Raw genomic sequence first — 25,212 nt, 5'->3', positions numbered from 1 at the left:
TTTTTGTCTAATTCTTGTAAATTGAATCGCGGCTTTTGTGATCAAGCTCGCCCTACATATAGAGTCATAAACACTATATGTAGGGGTGCTTCAGTGTTCGGGTTACAAGATAGTGCTATGAGAGGCCTATTGCAAGTTACAGTTAGGGGACAGATTGTGGATAACTAGCAAAATTAAAAAAATCAGTTAGTGCCCACTTACTGATGATCAAAGAGCAGAGTTGATTGTAAAAAACTGCCTTTTCCACATCGCTTTATTCGTAACCACAAACGAAAAAAATTTTCTTGATCTTTAAGGAAAAATTTACGCTGAAATTGGATCGTTCAAAATGGAATCAAACGCACGAAAAATAGACTAAAAAAGTGCGGTAACCTGTGCTACCGCGGCGATTTTTTAGCGTTGTCTATGCGTTAAATTAGGCGGGTATGGACGATGTAATTGACATCGACATTGGCACCTAAACGGTAGGTATCGGTCAGCGGATTATAAAGTAAGCCGGTGATGCCTTGTTCTTGCAACGCGGTTTGGTCAATCATCTTCAATAATTCAGATGGACGAATGAATTTATTGTGGTCATGCGTGCCTTCCGGAACGATTTTCAGCAGCTTTTCTGCACCCACGATCGCAAACAGATAGGACTTAAAGTTGCGGTTAAGCGTAGAGAAGAACACATGACCACCGGGTTTAACCAGTTTGGCGCAAGACTGAATTACCGAAAGTGGGTCAGGAACGTGCTCCAGCATCTCCATGCAAGTTACCACATCATACGTTTGCGGGTTGGCAGTCGCATGATCTTCAACAGTGCTTTGGATGTAGGCCAGTTTCGTGCCAGTTTCGAGAGCATGCAAACGTGCCACTTCTAACGGTTCTTTACCCATATCAAGACCAGTCACTTGTGCGCCTTCGCGCGCCATGCTTTCGGCTAAAATGCCGCCACCACAGCCGACATCCAAAACCCTCTTCCCAAACAGGCCATTGGCTTTTTCTAGCACATAGTTCAAACGTAGAGGGTTGATCTGGTGTAAAGGCTTGAATTCGCCTTCCAGATCCCACCAACGGGAAGCCATATCCTCAAATTTTTTGATTTCATTAGGATCGACGTTCTGTGTTGCTGTCAGTGGTGTCGAAGCCAAGTCTATTGAAGCCATCTTGTATCGCCTGTGTTACGCATCCGTGAAGAGTGGCATTATAGCGCGCTGAGTAAATCGCACCAGTTGAGATGCCAGATTTGACGATGAGCGTTTAAAAAACAACCATCTAACTTTGCCAAGTGCAAGGAATGTGTAAATTCTCGGCATTTAAGACGCAACCAAGGTCACAACCTGATAAAAGGTCAGGGAAAGTAATGCCGAAGCGTGGAAACATGTGTTATATTTTTTCACCTTATAAGTATCAAGAATATCCAGTTCTCGACTGACTTGGCGCTCAATCTTGTAGTGAGCCCCGTTTCAGTAAGAATTTGGGTATACCGATCAAACTATAGAGGGATAATGGCTCTATGAGCGATCTAGCTAAAGAGATCACGCCCGTAAACATCGAAGACGAGCTACGCAGTTCGTATTTGGACTACGCGATGTCGGTTATCGTGGGTCGTGCTCTTCCTGATGTGCGTGATGGCCTTAAACCAGTACACCGACGCGTACTGTTCGCGATGAATGTGCTGGGCAACGACTGGAACAAAGCCTATAAAAAATCTGCCCGTGTGGTAGGTGACGTAATCGGTAAATATCACCCTCATGGTGATAGTGCGGTTTACGACACCATCGTGCGTATGGCGCAGCCTTTCTCACTTCGTTACATGTTGGTCGATGGCCAAGGTAACTTTGGCTCGATCGACGGCGACTCCGCGGCGGCAATGCGTTATACCGAAGTTCGTATGTCGAAAATCGCGCACGAACTCTTGGCAGACCTAGACAAAGAAACCGTTGACTACGTGCCGAACTATGACGGCACCGAGCAGATCCCTGCGGTATTGCCGACGAAGATTCCGAACCTGCTGATCAACGGTTCATCCGGTATTGCGGTGGGTATGGCAACCAATATTCCTCCGCACAACTTAGGTGAAGTGATCGATGGCTGTTTAGCCTACATCGATAATGAAGCGATCACCATTGATGAGTTGATGGATTACATTCCTGGTCCAGATTTCCCAACCGCAGCGCTGATCAGTGGCCGTAAAGGCATCATTGACGCGTACAAAACCGGCCGTGGCAAGGTTTACATGCGCTCGAAAGCGGAAATCGAAACCGATAAGAACGGCAAAGAAACCATCATCGTCAGCGAAATCCCTTATCAAGTGAACAAAGCTCGCTTGATCGAAAAAATCGCTGAGTTGGTGAAAGAGAAGAAAGTCGAAGGCATCAGTGCACTGCGTGACGAGTCTGATAAAGACGGTATGCGCATTGTGATTGAGTGTAAGCGTGATGCGGTTGGCGAAGTGGTTCTGAACAACCTGTATGCCAACACTCAGCTGCAAACCACTTTCGGTATCAACATGGTGGCACTCGATAACGGTCAGCCTAAGCTGTTTAACCTGAAAGAGATGCTGAAGTGTTTCGTCGACCATCGCCGTGAAGTGGTGACTCGTCGTACTATTTTTGAACTGCGCAAAGCGCGTGAGCGTGCCCATATCCTTGAAGGTTTGGCACTGGCTCTGGCGAACATTGATGAGATCATCGAACTGATCCGTCATGCCGCCACGCCTGCAGAAGCAAAAGAAGGCTTAATTGCCCGTGGTTGGGATCTTGGCAACGTTGCTGCGATGCTTGAGCGTGCGGGTACTGATGCTGCGCGTCCTGAGTGGCTTGAGCCACAATACGGCATCCGCGATGGCAAGTACTTCCTGACTGAGCAACAAGCGCAAGCGATTCTGGATCTGCGTCTGCACAAGCTGACTGGTCTAGAGCACGAGAAGATCCTCGATGAGTACAAGCAACTTCTCGAAGAAATCGCGGCGTTGATGCACATTCTGGCGAGTACAGAGCGCTTGATGGAAGTGATCCGTGAAGAGCTTGAAGCGATTCGCGCTGGCTTTAGCGATGCGCGCCGCACTGAAATTACTGCAGCAACCCACGACATCGACATGGAAGAGCTGATCGCCCGTGAAGATGTGGTTGTGACTCTGTCACACGAAGGTTATGTGAAGTATCAATTACTGAGTGACTACGAAGCACAGCGTCGTGGTGGTAAAGGTAAGAGCGCAACCAAAATGAAAGAAGAGGACTACATTGAACGTCTTCTGGTTGCCAATACTCACGATAACATTCTGCTGTTCTCAACTCGCGGCAAAACTTACCGTATGAAGGTTTACCAACTGCCGTTGGCAAGCCGTACTGCACGTGGTAAGCCAATCGTGAACCTGCTTCCTCTGGAAGAAAACGAGCGTATTACAGCGATTCTGCCAGTGACTGAGTTTAGCGAAGATAAATTCATCTTCATGGCAACCGGTGACGGTACTGTGAAGAAAACGTCACTGGATCAGTTTGCCAACGTTCGTGCGAATGGTTTGATTGCGCTCAACCTGCGTGACGAAGACTCGCTGATTGGTGTGGATATCACCGATGGCGAAAGCGAAATTATGCTGTTCTCTAAATTCGGTAAAGTGGTTCGCTTTAAAGAGTCCGAAGAAACCGCGGTTGTGGATGAAAATGGTCAACCCGTTCTTGATGAAAATGGCCAGCCAGAGATCAAGTTCAAAGGTGTAAGACCAATGGGTCGTACCGCTGCGGGCGTTCGTGGCATGAAACTGGCTGACGGCGACCAAGTAGTATCGCTTATCGTACCGAAGGCCGAAGGTGATGTGCTTACAGTAACCGAAAATGGTTACGGTAAGCGTACCAGCTTGTCTGAATACCCAACCAAAGGTCGTGGTACTCAGGGTGTGGTTTCGATCAAAGTCTCTGAGCGTAACGGCAGCGTAGTGGGTGCAGTACAAGTGGCCGAGGGTGATGAGTTCATGATGATCACCAATGCCGGCACATTGGTACGTACTCGCGTGGCGGAAGTAAGCCAAGTGGGCCGTAATACACAAGGCGTTACCTTAATCCGTACTTCGGAAGGTGAAAGTGTGGTGGGTCTGCAGCGTATCGATGAAATCGAAGAATCTGAATTGCCAGAAGGCGAAGAAGCACTCGTTGAGAACGATGCACCTGTTGCACAAGATGATGGTGAAGAAGAGTAATCTGCTCTGTCATATCTCCACCTAATCACACTTAGGTCGGGGAAATTCATAAAGTGCCTAATCAAAGCCGGACAATCGTCCGGCTTTTTTGATCCCGCTTACAGCCTATAAGCCCCACTCAGTTTTCTCACAAACACTTAGTTATACTGGCTGGGCAAATGGTTAAGGAGTCAATATGGATGGGATGACGCTGATACTGGGTGTCGCTGCGGTAGTGGCAATGGCGATTTATCTATTGATTCGAACCCCGCGCCGAGTCGCAGTTGGGTTTGTCGGAATTGTGACTATGGTGAGCGTGGGTCTTTTTTTATGGATGCAGCAGCCAGAGCCTAAAGCCCAAGTTAAGGCCGAAACAAAATCACTGACTCAGACAATGAGTGATTTGCAGGAAGCGTTACGTAAAGATCCCAATCAAGCCGATGTATGGTTCTCTTTGGGGCAAGGCTATTTATTGGAGAGTGATTTTCCCGCTGCAACACAATGTTTTGATTACGCGATTCGATTGACCGAGTTTCCGACCGCTAACCAATATGCCGCGAAAGCGACAGCGCTTTACTATCAACATAAGCAAAACATGAATGATGAAGTAACTCAGCTTTTGAATACGGCTTTAGAAATTGAACCATTTAATGAAACGGCACTAACACTGATTGCTCAAGACCACATGATCAGCTTTCGTTATCAGCAGGCAGTGGAAACTTGGCTGCATTTATTGGACTCGCCCGATCTCGCTCTCGATAGAGCCAAAATCATTCAACAATTGGAGCTGGCGAAATCACGAGTGGTCAAAGCCAGCTAAATCGTCACCAAGCACTAGCTACCTTCGACTCGAAGCCGTTATTTTGTTTGAACTTATCTTGTTTAAATAGAAGAAAAGCCAACGCACTGTTGGCTTTTCGTTGAAGGCACTCTATGTCAATGTCACGAGAGTGCAGAATCGAGGCTTAAACCCTGACTTCTAGCGTCTACTGACTTTTCGTCTAATAGTCCGCTTCGCGTTGCTCGGCTTTCTTATCCCATTCAGGAACGACAGTATCGAGGAAGTGCTGTTTCTCGGCTTTCATCTTCTCCATATCCATGCCTAAGGCTGCTTGGGCTTTCTCTTTGCTTGAGATATCCGGTTGCTTAATCGGATCCGTGATGCCTTTAGTGGCTAATAGACGCGCCAGTTTAGTACGTGCATCCGCCGCGCGATCCACCGCGGTTCCCAACACTTCTAAAGCTACTTCAGGCGCATGCATGTGCACACCATGTGAAGCGATGGAGTAATCCCAACGCCATTGCGCATGACGGATATCTTGCAAGATCGATTGCATTTCTTGTTCCGTTGCACCGGCTTTCCATGCAGCTGCTGCTTCAAAGTGTGCTGCAACGATCTGTTTTTCAGCCGTCAGCTTCATTTTCAACACTTGCGCTTTACGAGTCGCGACAATGTTTTTCAACTCATCTTTGCTTTGGGTATGGCAGTTTGCACAGGTATTTTCAAAGCGATCAAATGGGTTACCGATTTTATGGTCGGTATACACTGTTCCATCTTCGTTTTTCACCTTAGGCATGTGGCAATCCGCACACACCACATTATTTTTGCCATGAATACCAGCACGCCACGTTTCATACTCAGGGTGCTGCGCCTTAATCATAGGGGCTTTGGAGAGTTGGTGCGTCCAGTCGCTGAAATTCAGCGCATCGTAATAACGCTCCATAGAATCCACATCGGTACCCATATCCCAAGGGAATTTCACAGCCTTGGTGGGGCCTGCGAAATAGTATTCCACGTGGCACTGACCACACACACCCGCTTGTTGATCGAGGCGTGACATTTGATCAAAGGGCTTGCCAATCGCCTGATATGCACGCTCGACATAAGGACGGGTGATTTTCAGTGCCGGTTCACCATTTTTGAAGGCTTCACTGCGCGTGTCATGGCAGTCCGCACAACCAATTGGGTTAGTAATTTCTTCACCCAAACGCGCCCATTTGCCTTCGAAATAGCCATCTTCACCGCGTTCTTCAATTACTCTTGCCACATCGGGTGATTTACAGCTCCAACAGGCCATTGGCATTGGGCCTGAATTGGCATCGGTTGGACCGCCAGTACGCAAGGTTTGGCGAACATCATCTAATGCGTAAAAGTGCCCACGAGCCTTGTTGTAGTCTTTGGCAAAGCCGTAGCCCGCCCATAACACAATCATGTTGGGATCTTCCGCCAGAGCATCTTCGATAGGTTTACTCTCTGACGTCTCTTTCCATGTCTTGTATTGATCAGGGTGTTGTACCTGATAAGTCTCGTTACGCGGATCTGCAAGTTTGTTTTCTGTTTCTGCAGACACACCAAAGCTCGCCACTCCCAAGGAAGTTGCGCTCATGAGTAACAATGCTGCTGATTGTTTTATCCAGTGCTTTTTCACAATGGCTTCTCCATATTCCGTGTTGGTTTCTGCGTTGTGGTGCTGAATATCCAAATTAAGAAAGAAGAATGCACAAGCCATTATTGTTTATATTTCTAAAAACAGAATAAGGCATATTAATAATCATTGTTTTGGATCAATTTACCACTGTGACCAAGCTTCAAGAAAATCCAATATACCCCTTAAGTGGTATTTGCTGTCTAAATAAATAGAAAACAGTTAATTATTGAAATTAAATGATTTTTAATGAGTTAGGTGATATGCCTCACCAATTCTTGCTTGAGAAATACCCATATAAGAGAAGGGGAGATATGCTATTGATATAGCGTTGTGGCTTATCCAAAATAAGAACAGATTGCATTTGGTGAATAATCGAAACCAAGAGTAATTGTTTTTCTGATTTTGATAACAATCCATATCAGAAATAAGGACAGGATAATATGGGCAAAGTTCAATTTGCCATAGCCATAATGCTGAAGTCACTTCTTGCATTTTGTCTCTATGGATATTCTATTTATGCCGTTGCTGAATCTTCTGATAAAAAATCGGAGGTATCTCCACAACGCCATGAAGTCACTTTCATCCGTGATGCTGATTACAAATGTGTTCAGTGCCATAAGGATGCCAAAAATACACTGCTTGAATCGCACAGTGAGCAAGCGTTGCAACAAGCCGGGCGTGATCTGAACTGTACCAATTGCCACAGCAATATTGGCCCTGAACACCGTAATGGTGCTGAGGATGTGACCAAATATTTCAGTGCGCAATCGCAACCAGGCACCGAAAAGGTTTATCTGGATCCAGAGCAGATCCTGCAAGCCAACAAGGTTTGTATGGACTGCCATCAACCGGACACACTCCGTGAGAAAAGTTGGACGCACGATGTACACGCGAAAAACCTCACCTGCTCTAACTGCCACACCGTTCATGCCATGGATGCCAAAGTGCTGAGCTTTGATCACAAGCAGAAGATAAAGCTGTGTGTCGATTGCCATTCCGATTTCAAAGCGAAGGAAGAGGAGAAATAACATGAGCTGTTCAAGACGTCATTTTCTCACGGGTTCCGGAGCTTTAATCATGACCACGGGCATTGCGGGTACGGCAGTGATCAATAGTCGCTATGTGCTTGCAGCCGTGCTGGAAGAAGACAATAAACGTTACGCCATGGTACATGATGAAACCGCTTGTATTGGTTGTACCGCGTGTACCGAAGCTTGTCGTGAAGTGAACAAAGTGCCTGAAGGAGTCTCCCGTTTGGAGATTATTCGCAGTGCTCCGCAAGGTGAGTTTCCGAATGTGGATTACCGTTTTACTCGCAAATCTTGCCAACATTGTGAGAATCCACCTTGTGTGTATGTCTGCCCAACAGGGGCTGCTTACAAAGATGAAGCAACAGGCATTGTCGATGTGCATAAGGAGCGCTGTGTGGGCTGTGGTTATTGCATTGCTGCTTGCCCTTATCAAGTGCGCTTTTTCCATCCGGTCACTCATTCGGCGGATAAGTGTAACTTTTGCCGAGATACCAATTTGGCGCAAGGCAAACAGCCTGCGTGTGTGGAATCTTGCCCCACTAAGGCGCTGACATTTGGCGATCTAAACGATCCGACCAGTGCAGTCAATCAACTGCTGGCGACCCGCACGGTGTACCGAGATAAAGTCCAGCTGGGTACCAGCCCTAAACTGTATAAGATCCCGCATCAGAAAGGGGAGGTGTAATATGAGCACTTTACAAACCGCTTTTCATTTTGATTCTTTAGTGTGGGATTGGATTATTGCCATCTATTTATTTTTGGCAGGCATGTCTGCTGGTGCAGTCATGATTTCGCTCTATTTGAAACGCAACGTAATACAAGGCGATGCGGCAGAAAATGGGATTATTAAAGCGACCGCTTGGCTAGCACCATTCGGAATTATTGCGGGCCTGACGATTTTGATTTTTCACCTCACTAAGCCACTCGAGTTTTGGAAAATCATGATTTATTACAACCCCACCTCAGTGATGTCGATGGGGGTGATTTTGTTCCAAGTGTATATGGCGGTGCTGTTCGTTTGGATCGGGATTATTTTCAGACCTGTGATCATGCGGCTCTTGAATGGCAAATTCACCTTTGTGGATGGTTTGCTGCTGAAAGCCAAGCAATTTGAAAATGGGATTGAAATTTTCCTCGCCATTTTAGCCATTACTCTTGCGGCTTATACGGGCTTCCTGCTTTCGGCATTAAAAACTTATCCGATGCTGAATAATCCGGTGTTGCCAATCCTGTTCTTATTCTCCAGTCTTTCATCTGGTTTCGCGGCTTGTTTGATGGTTGGGGTGTGGATCTTTAAAGAGCCGATGAACAGTCCAAGCATTGCCTGGCTGCACAGATTTGAGCGCCCGACAGTACTGTTTGAATTGTTTGTGTTGGTGACCTTCTTTACTGGGCTGATTTTCAGTGGTGGTCAAGCACAGGCTTCAGTATGGAATGCCATTTCAGGCGGCTTTTGGGCTAACTGGTTCTGGTATGGTGTAATCGCACTCGGCATGGTGTTGCCTTTGGTGCTGAATGCGCTATCTCCTAAATCACTCAAACATTCGCTCGGCTTTGTACTGTTTGTCACCTCGCTCAGTTTACTCGGGGTGTTAATGTTGCGTACCTTTGTGTTGTACGCCGGACAGATGACCGTCATTTGAGTGTGATAGGAAAAGCTCATGAGTGACTTAGGGCTGTTTTTACTCATTCTGGTCGCCGTGTTAAGCACGGCGATGAGCCTTTGGGGGCTAAGTCGTTTTCGCAATTATTCCTCATCTCCATCGAGTTTTGAGTCACAGCAAACACTACTCATCAAAACCTGCCGACTGGTGTTCCTTTGCGCTTTGTCGGCCTTGGTGTTGTTGGCGTATGCGTTCATCAGTGACAATTTTGCGCTGCATTATGTTTCATCCCACTCCAATTCTGCTCTGCCCGTGTTTTACAAAGTGGCGGCGGTGTGGGGCGGGCATGAAGGATCGATGCTGTTTTGGGTGATGACGCTGGCAGGTTGGTCTGCAGTGATCTCCTATCAGCGTTGTTACCCGCAATCTTATCATTTCAAAGTGTTGACCTTGATGAATGCGCTGGTTGCCATGTTCGCGTGGTTTACCTTGTTCACCTCCAACCCCTTTGAATTAAACACAGTCTTGCCGAGCGAGGGGAGAGATTTAAACCCAATGCTGCAAGATGTCGCGCTGATTTTCCATCCTCCTTTGCTGTATCTCGGCTATGTAGGTTACTCCACGGTGTTGGCGTTTGCTCTGGCCGCGTTATTGGAAAAAGAGATCCCCAGCCAGTGGGTGGAATGGTGCCAGCCGTGGGCGATGGGCGCGTGGCTGTTTTTAACTTTAGGCATCGGGCTTGGTTCATGGTGGGCGTATTACGAACTAGGCTGGGGCGGTTGGTGGTTCTGGGATCCCGTTGAAAACGCCTCTTTACTGCCTTGGCTGACCGGAACGGCGCTGTGTCACACCTTATTGGCCAATCGATACTACGGCGTATTGCAGCGTTGGTGTTATGTGTTGGCACTGATGACGTTCAGTTTAAGCATCATTGGCACGTTTATTGTGCGCTCTGGCGTACTGACTTCCGTACATGCGTTTGCGGTTGACCCCGACAAAGGCATCGCCTTACTCGGCATTCTTGCTTTGGTGCTGCTTGTGGGCTTAGGCAGTTTTGTCCTGCGTTTAGACGAGATTCGCTCAGCGCCTCTTACTCACTGGTGGAGTGCGCCATTTTTAATGTTGATCGCGACAGGGTTATTGGCCATCGCCGCATTTACCGTGGGCATGGGCACCTTTTACCCCATGCTTTACACCTTGTTTGGGTTTGGCAACATTTCAGTCGGTGCGCCGTATTTCAATGCCATGATTTTGCCTTTTGTCCTCTTGGGCATGTTGGCACTAGGTGCAGTTCCGCTAGTCAAGCGCAAAAACCGACGACGCATTGCGTTAGGGTTAGCGCTTCTTTCAGTACTACTGGGAACCACGTTATATCGCCTGCAAGTGGATAACCCTACGCTGTGGGTACAACTGTTCTGGATTTTGGGATGCTGGGTTGCCAGCACACACTTGCTCTGTTTATTGGAAAAAAGAACGCGCGCGATCCCTATGGCTATGGCGCATTTGGGTTTGGCATTTCTGGCCGTGGGCGCGGCGATGAATGCTGAACACTCTCAGGAAATCGCTAAAAAAATGGCACCGGGAGACACACTGACATTTATGCAGTGGCAGGTGACCTATCAGGACATAAACTGGGCAATAGGGCCGAATTACACCCTAGAGAAAGCACGATTTACATGGCAAAAAGAGGGCGCGAGTTCTTTTATCATGGAACCTGAACGCCGTCATTATCCGATACGGGTAATGAACATGAGCGAACCTGCTTTGCATGGACTGTGGAATGGGGATTTGTACGTCACGCTCGGCAGTAAGTTTGGCGAGCAGAGTCATTCCGTAAAAAGCTATACCTTAAAGAGCTATGCCGTAAAGTTACAGTTCAAAGCCTATATGGCTTGGATATGGTTAGCGGCACTGATGTTTGTACTGGGCTGCGCGCTGGCGTTAGTGAACCGCTGGCAAGAGAGGAGAGTGCTGGGTGTTGAAAGCCAACGTTATACGCTTGCTTAGTGTGGCCTTAGTGATTGGTGGCGTACTTGCTGCGATTGGCTTGGGTTTGGAAAATAAAAATACCAACAAGGCAGAAGCGAGTGTGGTCAAACAGTTACCGGCATTTGATGCCCCAGATTTACTTGACCCAAACTTACGCGTAACGCAGCAAGATTTTCTCATTTCGGACTACAAACTTCTCAATGTGTGGGCTTCATGGTGTGGCATTTGTTTGAGTGAGCATGAATTTTTAAACACATTAGCCCAGCAAGGTGTTCCTATTTACGGCTTAAATTATCGGGATGAATCCCGAGCCGCGACTCGCTATTTACAGCAGCACGGCAACCCGTTTGTCAAAGTGGCTCAAGATCCACAAGGTTCAGTGGCGTTAGATCTTGGCGTGATTGGCACACCGGAGACGTATTTGATCAACTCGGCAGGGGGGATTGTTTTCAAATATTCAGGGCAATTGACCCAAGAAAAATGGCAACGCTATTTTCAGGCATACTTTAAACAGGAGGGTTAATTGTTACTCCGGCTGGCTTTCTTTCTATTTTTCATCGTATCGCCACTGCAAAGTTGGGCGAGTGATCCGCTTTCAAGCTCAGAAGGCGTCAACGCCGTCGAGTTTTTTGAGTTTGATTCTACTGAGCAGCAGCGTATGGCAACTGAGTTGGCGAAATCATTACGTTGTCCACAATGTCAAAACCAGAATTTGATTGAATCAAATTCACCGATCGCCAAAGATTTGCGCTTTAAAGTGTTTGTGATGGTGAAAGAGGGGAAAAGCGAGCAAGAGATTGTCGATTACATGGTTGAACGCTTCGGTGATTTTGTGTTGTACCAACCGCCATTTAAAGCCCAAACTTGGCTGCTGTGGTTGACCCCTGTGGTTATTCTGAGTCTCTTTTTGATCTACGCCGCCCGATCGGTGCGGCGTAAATAGCTACCAGTCAGACAAAACACGGCACCGTCTGGACATAAGACGTATTTCTGGCCGTATTTTTAAATAGATAAATATGGATCACATCAGAGGCTAAAAATACAAGTTGCACGGATGTGTTTCATATTGATCTACTTGCAATGTCTTTAAATCAATTTTTATTAAAATATGACTAATTATTAGTGATATTATGGGAGAAATTGACACAAACAGAGGTGATTGACTGCAGGTTGTTAATTTCTATTGATATACCGTTCGGCATTGGAAAATAGTTTTTCACATAATTTTTTCTGGTTCATATACTCTGGTGTGCCTTGTTCCATTGAGTCTAGAGCTTCTTTCGCTGCTTGGTATTCTGTGACCATAATAGAGAATTGCTCTTCAAAGTTGTTTTTTTGTGTTTTTTTGTTTGATTTTCTTACGGGTTTTCGCATTTTTAATTCCTTATAGACCCCAAAGTTTCTTTTGTTCTCGTTCTAATAAAATATCTTCAATTTTTTTTCTTATCTTGTGAATGTTATCTGGACTTTCATCTGCATTAAGAGTTTTTACTTTGGAATTCTTTGAATTAGAACCGGTGATTGGTTTTTTCAAATTTTGATCTCCTTCCCTAGCATAGAAATATGTAACCCATCGAACATCACATCTTGCGAATGTTTAATTTCGAAAGAAATCCCAACCTAGAAAATTATCATTAGGTGATATGAAATTGGATAAGATTAAAAAACACTATTTATCGGATTTACAGTAGGAAGATAAATCTAAAATTTTTACTGTAAGATTGAGGACTAAAGAACGGTGTTTCTTTATTTAATGAGGGTTTGAATGACTAGATCTCATCATATAAACAAGATCTAGTCATAAATATTTATAGCAAAGTAACGTTAGCAGCTTGTGGGCCTTTATTACCTTGTTCTACGTTGAAAGCAACTTTTTGGCCTTCAGATAATGTTTTAAAACCGTCACTAACAATAGATTTGAAGTGAACGAATAGATCAGCACCGCCGTTGTCAGGAGTGATAAATCCAAAACCTTTAGTTTCGTTGAACCATTTTACTAGGCCAGTTGTTTTGTTAGACATATATATATCTCGATAGATTAATTACATTGAAAGAGAAACTACTAAATATGGAATGAAGAAAAAGTTATCGCAGGATATATATGACAAACTGAATCAAAAACTGAGAAGATCTTAAACTAAATTTTATATCAATAGCTCACTGTTAGAACTGGCGCTACTATACACGATGTACACACAATAGATACGCATTTCTTTGCTTTAAATTATTAATGATTAAAATCAGTGGCTTAGTGGTTTTTGGGTTGGGGCTAAAGCGAGTGCTAAGCCTAATCGACACAATTTTAGTCAGTTAGACACGATAAAACTATTGAATGTTACCAAGGTAATCCCTCTTTCTAATCGGGGGGAATGATTCAAAAATGTGCTTTGGGATTATATCGGTCACCTACACTGAGCAGGCCAAATTGAGCAAATATCATCCCCACGTTGGTTCCTGATTTACCGCTTATAATAAGCTATACCCCAAAAACACTCCGTATTTGTCATCGGTTTGCTTGGGTATAATGCCGCCCAATTTCCAAGTGTCGTATTTAAAAGGTCATACCATGAGTCAATATGTTGTCTGTGCGCTCTACAAGTTTGTTGAGCTCAATCATTACCAAGAGCTGAGAGCGCCGCTGTTGGCACTGATGGAAGAGAACCACATTCGCGGCACATTATTGCTGGCACAAGAAGGCATTAACGGCACAGTCGCTTCTTCTCGGCAAGGGATTGATGTGTTGCTGGCGTGGCTAGATAACGAGCCAAGTTTAAAAGGCACTGTCTATAAAGAGTCTTTTGCTACTGAGCCTCCGTTTAACCGCACCAAGGTCAAACTCAAGAAAGAGATTGTGACCATGGGCGTAGAAGGCATCGATCCGCGTCATGTGGTGGGTACTTACGTGAAGCCACAAGATTGGAACACGCTGATCTCCGATCCAGAAGTGTTGGTGGTGGATACGCGTAATGACTACGAAGTGCAGCTCGGTACGTTTAAAAACGCGCTCAACCCAAAAACCGAGACGTTCCGTGAGTTTCCGCACTATGTGCAGGAAAACCTCGATCCGCAAAAGCATAAGAAAGTCGCCATGTTCTGTACCGGCGGGATCCGCTGTGAAAAATCCACCGCTTATTTGAAAGAGCAAGGTTTTGATGAGGTGTATCATCTTGAAGGTGGCATTTTGAAATATCTTGAAGAAGTGCCTCAAGAGCAAAGCCTGTGGGAAGGCGATTGCTATGTATTCGATGGACGCGTTGCGGTAGGGCATGGCCTTGCAGAAAGTGACTATCAAATCTGTAATGCTTGCCGTCTACCGATTACAGAGGAAGACAAGCAAAGCGAGCAATACGAACAAGGCGTCAGCTGTCCGCGTTGCTTTGGGTCACACACGGAAGAGCAGTTAGAGCGTTTCCGTGAGCGTGAAAAGCAAGTCCAATTGGCGAAACTGCGCGGTGAAAGCCATATCGGCGAAGAGAGTGCGCACGTCATTGAAGCTCGTCGCGCTGAAAAACTGGCACGCAAAGCGGCGCAGCGTGGTCAGAAAGGTTAACGAGTTGTGAATGGGTGGCTGTTTTGCTACCCACTCACTGCTTGAAATCGCTGGCGGAATTCCCTCGGAGTCATAGCTTTGAGGGTTTTAAATTGGCGGTTGAAGTTCGATAAATTTCCAAACCCAGTCCGTTCGGCAATTAACGCAATCGGCAGCGCAGAACTTGCCAAAAGCTCACACGCTTTACCAATCCGAAACTGCTTTAAATGCTCCGAAAAACTCATCCCATAATGCTTTTCAAATAAGCGATACGCCGAGCTCTCACTCAAATGTAAGTGATGACATAAGTCGGTGATTTTGATCGCTTGCGCGTAGTGTTGCTCCACGTATTGTTTCGCCAACTGGATTTTCTTATGCGTGTCGCTGTTACTGGTGAGTGGTGTCATCAAATAGGGCGCAACGGATAGGCGCTGCGCTTGCGGATCGTCCGCCATCAACAGCAGAGATTCAATCACGCGTAAGCTCTGGTAACTGTGAGCTTGCTGCTCAAGATTTTCCAGTAAATGGGCAACTTGAATCGCGGTCTGCTCGCTCAGGTGTAAACCATAAGCGGCATTTTGCTGTAAGCGTTTTAAAGCTTGAGCCTGCGGTAACACGTTTTGCAGTTTATCTAGCCACTCTTGCTTAAACCAGATAATCGTAGAGTGCAGGGTTTTGGATTGATTCAAGTGCTGTCGGCCTGCAATCATATGCGGCAAACCCGGGCCATAGAGCAAGAGGGTGTTGTGCTCAACCCCACCAATCGCATCGCCCGCAAAATAGTTACCTACAAAACGATGATCGGGGTTCTGATAGAGCACCAGTTCATACTCAGTGTGATAGTGCCAAGGACAGGAAAACTCTTCTTTATGAGTGTTACTGTGGAACTCACGCAGTACCCAATCCTGACTGATGCCACTCATCACATTTTCAATTAAAGGCCGCATAAATACCTACACTGTTTTTTTACCTGTCAGTTTGATAGGCCTAGACTAGGGGAGTGGCTCAATTTCTGTCAAATGGTGGAATGATTTTGCAAGAATAGTATTAGAACTGGCTCGAATAACATCAATACAGAATAAGCAGATTCAGTACACTAGCCGCTTTATCTAACCATGATATTTCATCTTCAGTTCTGCTATGGAGTTACTGCATGTATCGAGACAAAACCGCCTTACTGTTTATTATGTCGACACTGGTAACAGGTCTGTGCGGGGCTTTTTTCTATCCACTTTCTAGCTTGTTTATTGTTGAGGCGCTCGGAGCCTCACCGATGCAACTGAGCCTGTATATGGTCATGGCAGTGGTCAGTTCAGTCATCGTATCGCAGTGGCTCGCGCGTCAGTCAGATCGTGATTGGCAGCGTAAAACTATCTTATTGGTCGCATTGCTCTGCTATTTGATCACCGTGGTCAGCTTTATGTTTATTCGCAGCTACAGCCTCGCCATTATGGTGGTAGTGCTGTTTGCCAGTGTAAGCGGCGCGTCATTTGGTCAGCTTTTCGCACTTGGCCGCGAATACGCCGATCGGCATCTAACCGACAAAACCACGTTTCTCTCCACCATGCGTGCCGGCATTGCGATTGCTTGGGTATTTGGCCCACCAACGGCGTTTATGCTCAAAGCCAGTTTTGGCTTTAGTGCGGCCTTTGCAGTTTCTGCGGCGATTGTTTCCTTAGCGATTGTGTTGATTGCCCGCTATTTGCCTACGGGGGAAAAAACAGCCGTGGTTCAACCGGATGGTGCCCAAGCGGATTTAAGAAAATACTCGGCACGTAAGCGTGCGTTGATTGTACTGTACTGCGTAACCTTGGTTTGTACATTTGGCGCAAATAACCTCTACATCACCAGTATGCCGCTCTATTTATCTCGCGAATTGATGGTGCCTGAACACTGGTTAGGCTTGTTGTTTGGTACTGCGGCGTTGTGTGAAATTCCCGTAATGTTAATGGCAGGAAAACTGGCTCAGCGCTGGGGAACGAATAAATTGCTGATGCTTGGGATCACCAGTGGCATGCTGTTTTACGGTGTCATGCTCACCCACACTGGGTTCATCGCCATGATGGCAGCACAAGTTCTGAATGGCTTTTTTATTGGCGTGTGTGCAACGTTAGGAATGGTGGTGCTGCAAGACATGATGCAAGACCGACTGGGTACTGCATCAACCCTGTTTTCGAGCATGCTCAGCATTAGTTCGTTAGTGGCGAGTTTGTCGGTAGGCGTAGTGGGCGAATTTTATAACTACTTCAGCACCTTATATGTTTCTTTAACGGGGGCCTTCAGTGCACTGATTTTGTTGGCGTTGTTTAGTCAATTGCAGCGTAAGTCGGTACTGGTTGAATCGGCATCTAATGAGGTATCAGTTGGATAAGTGACGCGATATTGGCTACTGATCGTGTATTCATTATCTACACTGCTGAATGCGTAATTATTCTTTAATACGTAAAAAATATGTGACCATACTTCCATATCTTATGGCGTGATAAGAAATATTTATGAAAGAAGGTATTATTTTTAAGAAATATCAGTGATTGTGGAGACGGTAGGTGGACAATTCGGTTGTTGCCCAATTAAAGAAAGAGTTCTACGCGCAGTTGAGCGCGTTGCAAACTCATTCTGCACCACAATCTAAGCCGACGTTATCGGTATTAACCGATGAAGAGTTGCGCCAATTAGAGCAAATGTGGATTGAGCTGTGCGTCTGGAAGAAGTCGCAAAGCTGAATTTTCTCTCCTCATTTTGCTGACTGAATGAACCCAACCCGCAACGGTTGGGTTTTTTGTTGCTCAAAAAAGCATTTGTTATAACATAACAATTTAAGCCTCCGAGTGATCTTTTCTTTGAAAAAAGGGGTATCAGCCCTCATAGTTAGGTCACTAGTAGAGATAAGTTATGCAAATGTTGAGAGACGTGCATCCTGTTACAAAGATTCAAGTGAGTGCAAATATGGCGGAAGTAAGAGCCAGAGTTGATTTCAAAGTTGGCGCCAAAAGTAATATTGACGCGGAAATCCTGTCATTTCATGGACTGCAAACCGATAAAGAACATGTTGCAGTTATTTTCAAATCAGCGGACACCACCCAAGAAGCTCCGCTAGTGCGTATGCATTCGGAGTGTTTAACGGGCGACGTTTTCCATTCTTCTCGTTGTGATTGTGGTGAACAGCTGGAAGAAACCATTACCAGAATGGGTGAGTCAGGCGGCATCATCCTGTATTTGCGTCAAGAAGGGCGTGGCATTGGTTTATACAACAAGATTGATGCTTATCGTCTACAAAGCCAAGGCATGAATACCTATGAAGCCAACAATCACCTCGGTTTTGGTGATGATCTGCGCGATTTCACTGAAGCTGCACAAATGTTGCAAGCGTTGGGTATCAATAAAATCCGTCTTGTGACCAACAACCCTAAAAAAATCCGAGAGTTAAAAGAACACGGCATTGAAATTGTTGAGGTTGTGCATACCTCTGCTCACATCAAAGCGGGTAATGAAAGTTACTTGAAAGCCAAAGTTTCCCACGGCAAACATCAATTAAAGCTGTAAGTTTCCGTTTTATAAAGACTTTGAGCCATCTGGTGAAAAATTAAGAATGTTATTAAACCCCACGCTTGTGGGGTTTTTTGTATGTGTGCTTGAAAAAAAATTGTAAATTTGTATTATCTGCAACGAAATAACAAATGATAATAATTTGCAATTCATATCAAGCTCAACAAGGATGCTCCATGAACGTTAAGTCTATTCTTTCTTCTGCCATTCTGGCTTCACTTGCACTCAGTGCTTCAAGTAGTTTTGCAGCCGCCACGACTCAAACTCAAGTCGTTGAACATTATGCTGATATCGCGCATGCCGTGTATGCCGATTCGCGTGTGACGGCTCAGAAACTGCAAAATTCCATTGATCGTTTTTTGCAAAAGCCAACGGCTAAAGGTTTAGAAGATGTTAAACAAGCATGGTTAGCCGCTCGTGTTCCTTACCAACAATCGGAAGTTTTTCGTTTTGGTAACACGATCGTCGATGACTGGGAAGGTCAATTGAACGCTTGGCCATTGGATGAAGGTTTGATCGATTATGTGGCGGGTAGCTATCAGCATGAACTCGGCAATGAAGGCGCGAATGCCAACATTATTGCCAACACATCATTGACGATTGGTGCTAATAAGGTCGATGTAAAAGAAATTACTCCTGAACTGCTGGCGAGCCTAAATGAAATCGGTGGTTCTGAGGCGAATGTGGCGTCAGGCTATCATGCGATTGAATTCTTGCTGTGGGGGCAAGATTTGAATGGCACTAAGGCGGGAGCCGGTACGCGTTCTTATACCGATTATCTGCAAGGTAAAGAGTGTACCAACGGCAATTGTGATCGCCGAGCACAATACCTCAAAGCCGCCGCACAACTGTTGGTAACGGATCTTGAGTGGATGGAAAAACAGTGGGCAAATGACGAAAAAGGTAACTACCGTCAGCAACTGTTGAACGAATCCAGTGAGAATGGCTTGCGTAAGATGTTGTTTGGTATGGGGTCTCTTTCTCTGGGCGAATTAGCGGGTGAGCGTATGAAAGTCGCGCTGGAAGCGAATTCAACCGAAGATGAGCACGACTGCTTCTCAGACAACACCCATAACTCGCACTACTACAACGAGCAGGGCATCTACAATATTTTCACTGGCACCTACACTCGTGCGGATGGTTCTGAGCTGAAAGGCCCAAGTCTGTATGAGTTAGTCGCAGAAAAAGATGCCAGTGCGGCAAAAGAGATTCTGCAACAGTTTGAAACTGCCAGAACCCAAGTCGGTGAGTTAGTCACCTCAGCAGAGAAGAATAATCAACATTTCGATCAGCTCATCGCAGCCGATAACACTGCCGGTCACGCCATCATCAATCAAGCGATTATGGCACTTGTGGTTCAAACAGGCTCTATTGAGCGTGCTGCAGGCATTATTGGCATTGATAACCTAAACCCAGATACGGCGGATCACGAGTTTTAATCTGTCACTCTCGTTATCCTTTCCCTCTGTAACACCGAGTAGGAAAGGGGTTGATCGATTTTGCAATAAAACCCAATCCCGCTTTGCGCGAATTACTATACCCAAACGACTTGGAGTTGCAGGTAACCAACACCGCTGCAGCTTCAAGTCGGAAGGGGATAAAAAGGGATTGGGTTGTTTTTATAGGAACAATGTCATGAAGTCCTCTTTATCTCTGCTGCTGTTGGGTGCCGTATTGAGCAGTTCTGCCTTGGCTGCGGAGATTAAATCGGGTGGTGATACTAGTACCACCAAGGAAGGGGCGAACGCCTTTTCTATGCCAGCGACCAATTTACCGATTACCAAGCGCCTTGATTTTAGTGTGGGGAACAGTTTTTTCCGTAACCCTTGGGTACCCGCACCCGCTTCAACGGATGCTCGTGATGGTTTAGGGCCTTTGTTTAACACCAACGGCTGTCAAAATTGCCACATCAAAGATGGGCGCGGTCATCCGCCGGAACTTAATGATACCCATGCGGTGTCCATGTTAGTACGCTTGAGCATTCCGGCCGTGACTGAGCAACAGAAAGCGATTTATGCCCTCAATGGCGTTGTGCCTGAACCCACTTATGGTGGTCAGCTACAAGATTTTGCGCTGCCAGATCAAAAGCCCGAAGGGCGCATTCACATCACTTATGATGAAGTGGTGGTCACTTTCGCTGACGGTACGCCTGTCGCCTTACGTAAACCGAATTTGAAAATCTTGGATCTCGCTTATGGCGACATGCATCCGGATGTACAAATGTCGGCACGGGTCGCACCACCAATGATTGGACTTGGACTTTTGGAAGGGATTGCAGACCAAACCTTACTGGAGTGGGCAGATCCAGAAGATCGTAATGGTGATGGCATTTCCGGACGAGTCAATCAAGTGCGAGATGTACGAACCGGTGAAACTGCGATTGGCCGTTTTGGCTGGAAAGCTGGGCAGCCTAACATCATGCAGCAAAATGCGGCCGCCTTTAATGGCGATCTGGGCTTAACCAGCCGCTTGTTTCCACAAGAAAACTGCACGGAAAAACAGACGCTATGCCGTGAGCTACCGAGTGGTGGTTCACCAGAGGTCAGCGACAATATTTTGGATTTTGTCGAGTTTTATGCTCAGCACTTAGCGGTTCCCGTGCGTCGCAACGTGCAAGATCCTCAGGTGCAATTGGGTGAAAAACTGTTTGCCCAAGCGGGCTGCCAGTCTTGCCATAAAACAGAAGTCGTGACTCAGGAAAATGCCGATCGCCCTGCACTTTCCAAGCAGCGTATCCAGCCTTACACGGATCTGCTGTTGCACGATATGGGAGAAGGCTTGAGTGATGGTCGCCCGGAAGCGTTAGCATCTGCACGTGAGTGGCGTACTGCACCTTTGTGGGGGATCGGTTATACCCAAGAGGTGAATGGACACACTTATTTCTTGCATGATGGTCGAGCACGCAATGTGATGGAAGCGATACTGTGGCACGGTGGTGAAGCGCAAACGAGCCGCGACAAGGTATTGCAATTGGATAAAGCACAGCGTGAAGCGCTGATTGCCTTTTTGAATTCGCTTTAGGAGGTGAGGATGAAAAAAACGCTGACTCTTTTGGCTCTGTCGCTACTGACCGCGTGTCAGAGTGCCTCAAATCCTGACCATTCTAGCCAAGCGGTGTTCGAGTTAGAACGTGAATATGCGCAAACTCTCTCCGATCAGACCGAACAGTTGCAGCAGAGTGTGACTCAATATTGCCAAGCGCCGAATGGCGATATCACACCACTTAAACAACAGTGGCAAACCAGTATGCAGGCGTGGATGCGTTTGCAAGGCCAGCAGCGTGGCCCGAGTGCGGCGCTGGATCTAAGTTGGAACATGCAGTTTTGGCCAGACAAAAAAGACACGACTGGGCATAAGATGAAGCAGTTACTGGCTCAGCCTCAAGCATGGACGGCGGATGACATCGCGAAACAGAGTGTTGCGGTGCAAGGTTTGGGTGCATTGGAATGGCTGATCTTCGATAGCAAATCGGCTATATTGACTGAGCCGCAACAGGCATGCCCTACTGCGATGGCGATTAGCCACCATGTGCAGCGCAATGCGCAAAACATTGCTCAGGCTTGGCAAGATAACCCGTGGCAAACGCTGGATGAACAAGCGTGGCGAGCCGAGTACATCGCTCTGCTTTCTAATCAACTTGAGTTTGCTCTCTCTAAACTTAATCGACCACTGGCGAACATTGGTCAGCCACGGCCGTATTTTTCCGAATCATGGCGTTCTAAAACCTCGCTCAGTAATATGCGTTATAACTTGCTAGCGATTCAGGCGCTCTATCATGCCGATGGACAAGGGCTGGATGCCATGTTGCGCGGGCAAGGTATGGTAACGACGGCAGATCGCGTCTCCGATCAGCTCGCGGGGATTATCGAAACATGGCCGCAACAAGCTAGCCTGTTTGACATGTTGCAAACCAAAGCAGGGTATCGAGAGGTGTTAGCGTTGCGTGATAAGTTCGAACAACTGAACTACTTGCTGCACGATGAAGTCGCGGTGGGGCTTGGCGTAGTGATTGGGTTTAATGCAACCGATGGTGACTAATGCAACTCGCCGCAATTTGCTGAAAGCGGCACTGTTTGGTGGCTGTACACCTTGGTTGGTCAACGCTTGTAGCTCTACACCATCATCTGCGTGTGCCTTAATTGGCTGCGCGATTGAGGGGCGAGAGCGTTTCAGCGTGGTCATGGCCGATAGCGCAGGGCAAAAAATCGGCCAATTGCCTCTGCCAGCCAGAGGGCATGGGATTGCCATTCACCCTCATTTGCCACAGGCTGTGGCGTTTGCGCGGCGACCGGGGCAGTTTATGTCGGTGTTTGATTACCAAACAGCGCAACAAATTGTGCTGCGTCCTGCTGATGCACAGCGTTACTACTACGGGCATGGTGTGTTTTCGGCAGATGGCCGCTTTTTGTATGCTACGGAAGGGGAGCAAAAAACCAGCCGTGGCGTGATCGGCGTGTATGACGTTTCCGAACGCTATCAGAAAGTCGCTGAGTTCAGCGGCTTTGGTGTTGGCCCTCACGAAGTGATCTTGATGGCAGATGGTCGTTTGGTGGTAGGCGTTGGTGGTGTGCATACCTTTGGCCGTGAGGCATTGAATCTGGACACCATGCAGCCGAGTTTGACTTACCTCTCTGCACAAGGTGAGGTATTGGAGCAAATCACACTTGCCGATCGCCATTTGAGCATTCGTCACCTGGCGCATGATGGTGCGCAAACGGTTTTGTGTGGTCAGCAATATCGTGGTCAGCCGGATGATTATCCGCCGCTAGTCGCCATGCACAAAGGCTCTGGGCCGCTCATTCCATTGCAAGCAGAGCCTGAGCAGTGGGCGCGTTTCAATCACTATATCGCAAGTATTGCTGCGACGGAGGAGTGGATTCTTGCGACTTCACCACCAGGAAATTGCTATGGAATTTGGTCTAAAGCCACAGGCGAACTGGTGGAGCTCGCTGCACTAGCTGATGCTTCCGGCGTCGTGGTTCGCCATGGTGCGTTTCAGGTGAGTTCAGGGTCGGGTAAGGTTATTTTGCAATCGGCACCAGAGCACGCTCAAACTCGCATGAGTAATGTGATGTGGGATAACCATTGGTCTGCAATTGGGTGACGAAATCTACTTGTCGAGTAAATACGGTTTTCACGTTCAATTTATTCATTATGCAGGAGAGAACAACGGACGATAAAAACGAGACATTGGTGAAAATATATCTATCAACAGCTTAAATTTGCGGCTGACCTTTGCCATACTTGATGCATCTCTGGCCACTAGGGCATCTTGATGAAAAGCAAAGTTGTTTTTGCTATCGCATTGTTATTCTTTGTTATTCCATGTTCTGCAGCTCAGCGTTTTGTTGAGTTGGGTTGGGTTGATTCTGCTTCTCCAGTTTATGAACAGATGGTTGACCCTGTGTTGGTCGAGCAAATTTATCAAAACAATAATGATCAGCTGTTGTGGAGTGATTTAGGCACTGCCAATCACTTTGAATCTCAGTTAGAAGTTATTCACCGTGCGGGAGTTAGCCCGTTTTTTAAGAAGCAACTTCAGCAGTTAAAAGCGTATCGTCAGCAAGATAAATGGCATGAATACGATCTGTTAGCGACCGATACCTTGTTGCAGTACCTCAGTTACGCAGAACTTGCCCCGCAAATTGGCATTTCATGGTTCTTTGAAGGGCAGCTCGACAAACCGCTTGCTGCGCCGAGTGAAGAGGCACAGCTTGCCTTACATATGGCGATAGGCTCCCAAAACCTTGATCAACTGATTGAGGAATACACCCCCAAAGATCCTGCTTATCAGCAACTACTCCACACCTATCAATTTTTATTAGCGACCGAGTCTCATGACATTCCACTTTATGAACAAACGGGGTTAAAACGAGAGGGCGATTCGCTAACGCATCGTGATGCTTTATTACGCCGCTTGTCTCTGGTTAATCTTGACATTACGGATGTGCGTGAGGATGTGGCTTTCTATGATCAGACTTTGGTTAAACCGATTAAGCAGTTTCAGAGCATGCATGGTTTAAAAACTGACGGTGTAATTGGCCCTGAAACCATCAAATGGCTCAATAAGTCAGTGACTGAACGGGTGACTTTACTGGCGCTAAATGCTGAGCGCCTTCGCCTGTGGCCGATACCGCAGGACACAGTGATAGTGGTCAATGTGCCGGGTTTTGATATGAAATACTGGGATGCTGGGCGTGAAGTGTTCGAAGCTAAAGTGGTGGTTGGACGTGTGACTCGACCGACACCTGTGATGAACACCAAATTAGATTCGTTAATCATCAACCCGACTTGGAATGTGCCACGTAAAATCATGGTGGAAGATATCCTGCCGATGGTCAAACGTGATCACCAATATTTGGCTCAGCACCAAATTGAGATTATTCGAGGTTGGAGTGACCCTGAAGTGGTGGACCCACAAGAGATTGACTGGGCAACTGTTGACCCTGAAACCTTCCCATATCGGATGCGTCAACAGGCTGGAATACAAAATGCGCTCGGCATGTATAAGTTCAATACGCCAAACTCTCGTGCTATCTATTTGCACGATACACCGAGTAAGCATCTGTTTAATAATGCTGCTCGTGCTTTTAGTTCAGGCTGTATCCGTGTTGAAAATGCGCAGAAGTTTGCACAGACCTTATTGGAGCAACAAGGAATTGTGCTAAGTGATATACCGGATACAACGAAAACCATCGCGCTAAAGAAGCGAATCCCTGTACAAATCATCTACCAAACGGTTTGGTATGAAGGTGGAATATTGAATTATCGCGATGATATTTACCGCTATGACTCTCTAGCTCTTGGCAATGGTGATGCGTATCCAAAATTGACCAAAATTTGACAGCGGAAATTTTCCTTTATTGCTCAATGAATAAGCGAATTTACTGTTTGAATTAGTGATAGCTAGCACGTTTTATGCATT

At 46.5% G+C, this 25,212-nt stretch carries 23 protein-coding genes; 17 read left to right on the top strand and 6 right to left on the bottom strand.

What is annotated here, in order from left to right; all coding sequences use genetic code 11:
• Positions 1-410: 410 nt before the first annotated feature.
• Positions 411-1,148, bottom strand: a complete 738-nt coding sequence (ubiG, locus tag EPB59_RS06745; RefSeq protein WP_154171975.1) for a bifunctional 2-polyprenyl-6-hydroxyphenol methylase/3-demethylubiquinol 3-O-methyltransferase UbiG — start codon at positions 1,146-1,148, stop codon at positions 411-413.
• A gap of 350 nt (positions 1,149-1,498) precedes the next feature.
• On the opposite strand from ubiG, the gene gyrA reads away from it, so the two are divergent.
• Both gyrA and EPB59_RS06735 read left to right on the top strand, forming a co-directional pair.
• Entirely contained in the window at positions 1,499-4,180 is a 2,682-nt protein-coding gene (gyrA, locus tag EPB59_RS06740; protein WP_154171973.1) for a DNA topoisomerase (ATP-hydrolyzing) subunit A, read from the top strand.
• A gap of 175 nt (positions 4,181-4,355) precedes the next feature.
• Positions 4,356-4,979: a TPR domain-containing protein gene (locus EPB59_RS06735; RefSeq protein WP_154171971.1), complete on the top strand. Its 624-nt coding sequence runs from the start codon at positions 4,356-4,358 to the stop codon at positions 4,977-4,979.
• Positions 4,980-5,160: 181 nt separating this feature from the next.
• Here the strand turns inward: EPB59_RS06735 and nrfA are convergent, their stop codons facing one another.
• Positions 5,161-6,546, bottom strand: coding sequence for an ammonia-forming nitrite reductase cytochrome c552 subunit (gene nrfA, locus EPB59_RS06730; protein WP_431355113.1), 1,386 nt, complete (start codon positions 6,544-6,546; stop codon positions 5,161-5,163).
• Between the two features lie 482 nt (positions 6,547-7,028).
• On the opposite strand from nrfA, the gene nrfB reads away from it, so the two are divergent.
• The 6 genes from nrfB to nrfF are packed head-to-tail and all read left to right on the top strand — an operon-like array spanning position 7,029 to position 12,155.
• Positions 7,029-7,616: a cytochrome c nitrite reductase pentaheme subunit gene (gene nrfB / locus EPB59_RS06725; protein WP_154171970.1), complete on the top strand. Its 588-nt coding sequence runs from the start codon at positions 7,029-7,031 to the stop codon at positions 7,614-7,616.
• 1 nt (position 7,617) lies between these two features.
• Entirely contained in the window at positions 7,618-8,304 is a 687-nt protein-coding gene (nrfC, locus tag EPB59_RS06720) for a cytochrome c nitrite reductase Fe-S protein (protein ID WP_154171968.1), read from the top strand.
• 1 nt (position 8,305) lies between these two features.
• Positions 8,306-9,262, top strand: coding sequence for a cytochrome c nitrite reductase subunit NrfD (gene nrfD, locus EPB59_RS06715; protein ID WP_154171966.1), 957 nt, complete (start codon positions 8,306-8,308; stop codon positions 9,260-9,262).
• A gap of 18 nt (positions 9,263-9,280) precedes the next feature.
• The gene (locus EPB59_RS06710) at positions 9,281-11,230 is read left to right on the top strand and encodes a heme lyase CcmF/NrfE family subunit (protein ID WP_154171963.1); all 1,950 of its coding nucleotides are present in this window, start codon (positions 9,281-9,283) and stop codon (positions 11,228-11,230) included.
• On the top strand, positions 11,199-11,735 hold the full coding sequence (locus EPB59_RS06705) for a DsbE family thiol:disulfide interchange protein (protein WP_154171961.1): 537 nt from the start codon (positions 11,199-11,201) through the stop codon (positions 11,733-11,735). The genes EPB59_RS06710 and EPB59_RS06705 overlap by 32 nt, the downstream gene beginning before the upstream one ends.
• Entirely contained in the window at positions 11,736-12,155 is a 420-nt protein-coding gene (nrfF, locus tag EPB59_RS06700; protein WP_154171959.1) for a heme lyase NrfEFG subunit NrfF, read from the top strand.
• A gap of 230 nt (positions 12,156-12,385) precedes the next feature.
• Here the strand turns inward: nrfF and EPB59_RS06695 are convergent, their stop codons facing one another.
• From EPB59_RS06695 to cspE, 3 genes are all read right to left on the bottom strand, one after another.
• Positions 12,386-12,586, bottom strand: coding sequence for a hypothetical protein (locus EPB59_RS06695; RefSeq protein WP_055050640.1), 201 nt, complete (start codon positions 12,584-12,586; stop codon positions 12,386-12,388).
• Between the two features lie 10 nt (positions 12,587-12,596).
• Positions 12,597-12,746 (bottom strand): hypothetical protein, encoded by a 150-nt coding sequence (locus tag EPB59_RS18420; RefSeq protein WP_195706936.1) that lies wholly within the window; start codon positions 12,744-12,746, stop codon positions 12,597-12,599.
• A gap of 274 nt (positions 12,747-13,020) precedes the next feature.
• The gene (gene cspE, locus EPB59_RS06690; RefSeq protein WP_000066843.1) at positions 13,021-13,233 is read right to left on the bottom strand and encodes a transcription antiterminator/RNA stability regulator CspE; all 213 of its coding nucleotides are present in this window, start codon (positions 13,231-13,233) and stop codon (positions 13,021-13,023) included.
• Positions 13,234-13,778: 545 nt separating this feature from the next.
• Between cspE and EPB59_RS06685 the strand changes: the two genes are divergently transcribed.
• Entirely contained in the window at positions 13,779-14,762 is a 984-nt protein-coding gene (locus EPB59_RS06685; RefSeq protein WP_055050642.1) for a rhodanese-related sulfurtransferase, read from the top strand.
• A gap of 26 nt (positions 14,763-14,788) precedes the next feature.
• Here EPB59_RS06685 and EPB59_RS06680 read toward each other — a convergent pair whose 3' ends face one another.
• The gene (locus EPB59_RS06680; protein ID WP_154171957.1) at positions 14,789-15,688 is read right to left on the bottom strand and encodes a helix-turn-helix domain-containing protein; all 900 of its coding nucleotides are present in this window, start codon (positions 15,686-15,688) and stop codon (positions 14,789-14,791) included.
• Positions 15,689-15,894: 206 nt separating this feature from the next.
• Here EPB59_RS06680 and EPB59_RS06675 point away from each other — a divergent pair, with 206 nt between their 5' ends.
• From EPB59_RS06675 to EPB59_RS06640, 8 genes are all read left to right on the top strand, one after another.
• Entirely contained in the window at positions 15,895-17,112 is a 1,218-nt protein-coding gene (locus tag EPB59_RS06675) for a sugar efflux transporter (protein WP_154171955.1), read from the top strand.
• Between the two features lie 175 nt (positions 17,113-17,287).
• Entirely contained in the window at positions 17,288-17,464 is a 177-nt protein-coding gene (locus tag EPB59_RS06670; protein ID WP_055050645.1) for a hypothetical protein, read from the top strand.
• A 169-nt stretch (positions 17,465-17,633) separates the two neighbouring features.
• Positions 17,634-18,284 carry a GTP cyclohydrolase II RibA gene (locus EPB59_RS06665; protein ID WP_154171953.1) on the top strand — a complete coding sequence of 217 codons (651 nt, stop codon included), beginning with the start codon at positions 17,634-17,636 and terminating at the stop codon, positions 18,282-18,284.
• Between the two features lie 179 nt (positions 18,285-18,463).
• On the top strand, positions 18,464-19,726 hold the full coding sequence (locus EPB59_RS06660) for an imelysin family protein (protein ID WP_195706934.1): 1,263 nt from the start codon (positions 18,464-18,466) through the stop codon (positions 19,724-19,726).
• A gap of 196 nt (positions 19,727-19,922) precedes the next feature.
• Positions 19,923-21,308 (top strand): di-heme oxidoredictase family protein, encoded by a 1,386-nt coding sequence (locus EPB59_RS06655; RefSeq protein ID WP_154171949.1) that lies wholly within the window; start codon positions 19,923-19,925, stop codon positions 21,306-21,308.
• A 9-nt stretch (positions 21,309-21,317) separates the two neighbouring features.
• A complete protein-coding gene (locus tag EPB59_RS06650; protein WP_154171947.1) occupies positions 21,318-22,325 on the top strand; it encodes an imelysin family protein in 1,008 nt (335 codons plus the stop codon).
• Positions 22,315-23,391, top strand: a complete 1,077-nt coding sequence (locus tag EPB59_RS06645; protein WP_195707101.1) for a DUF1513 domain-containing protein — start codon at positions 22,315-22,317, stop codon at positions 23,389-23,391. Before EPB59_RS06650 ends, EPB59_RS06645 begins: the two co-directional genes overlap by 11 nt.
• Before the next feature lie 171 nt (positions 23,392-23,562).
• Positions 23,563-25,131 (top strand): L,D-transpeptidase family protein, encoded by a 1,569-nt coding sequence (locus EPB59_RS06640; protein ID WP_195706933.1) that lies wholly within the window; start codon positions 23,563-23,565, stop codon positions 25,129-25,131.
• Positions 25,132-25,212 lie beyond the last annotated feature (81 nt).

The sequence above is a fragment of the Vibrio metoecus genome (assembly GCF_009665255.1).
Classification (GTDB): Bacteria; Pseudomonadota; Gammaproteobacteria; order Enterobacterales; family Vibrionaceae; genus Vibrio; species Vibrio metoecus_B.
This window is presented reverse-complemented; position numbering and strand designations above follow the sequence as displayed.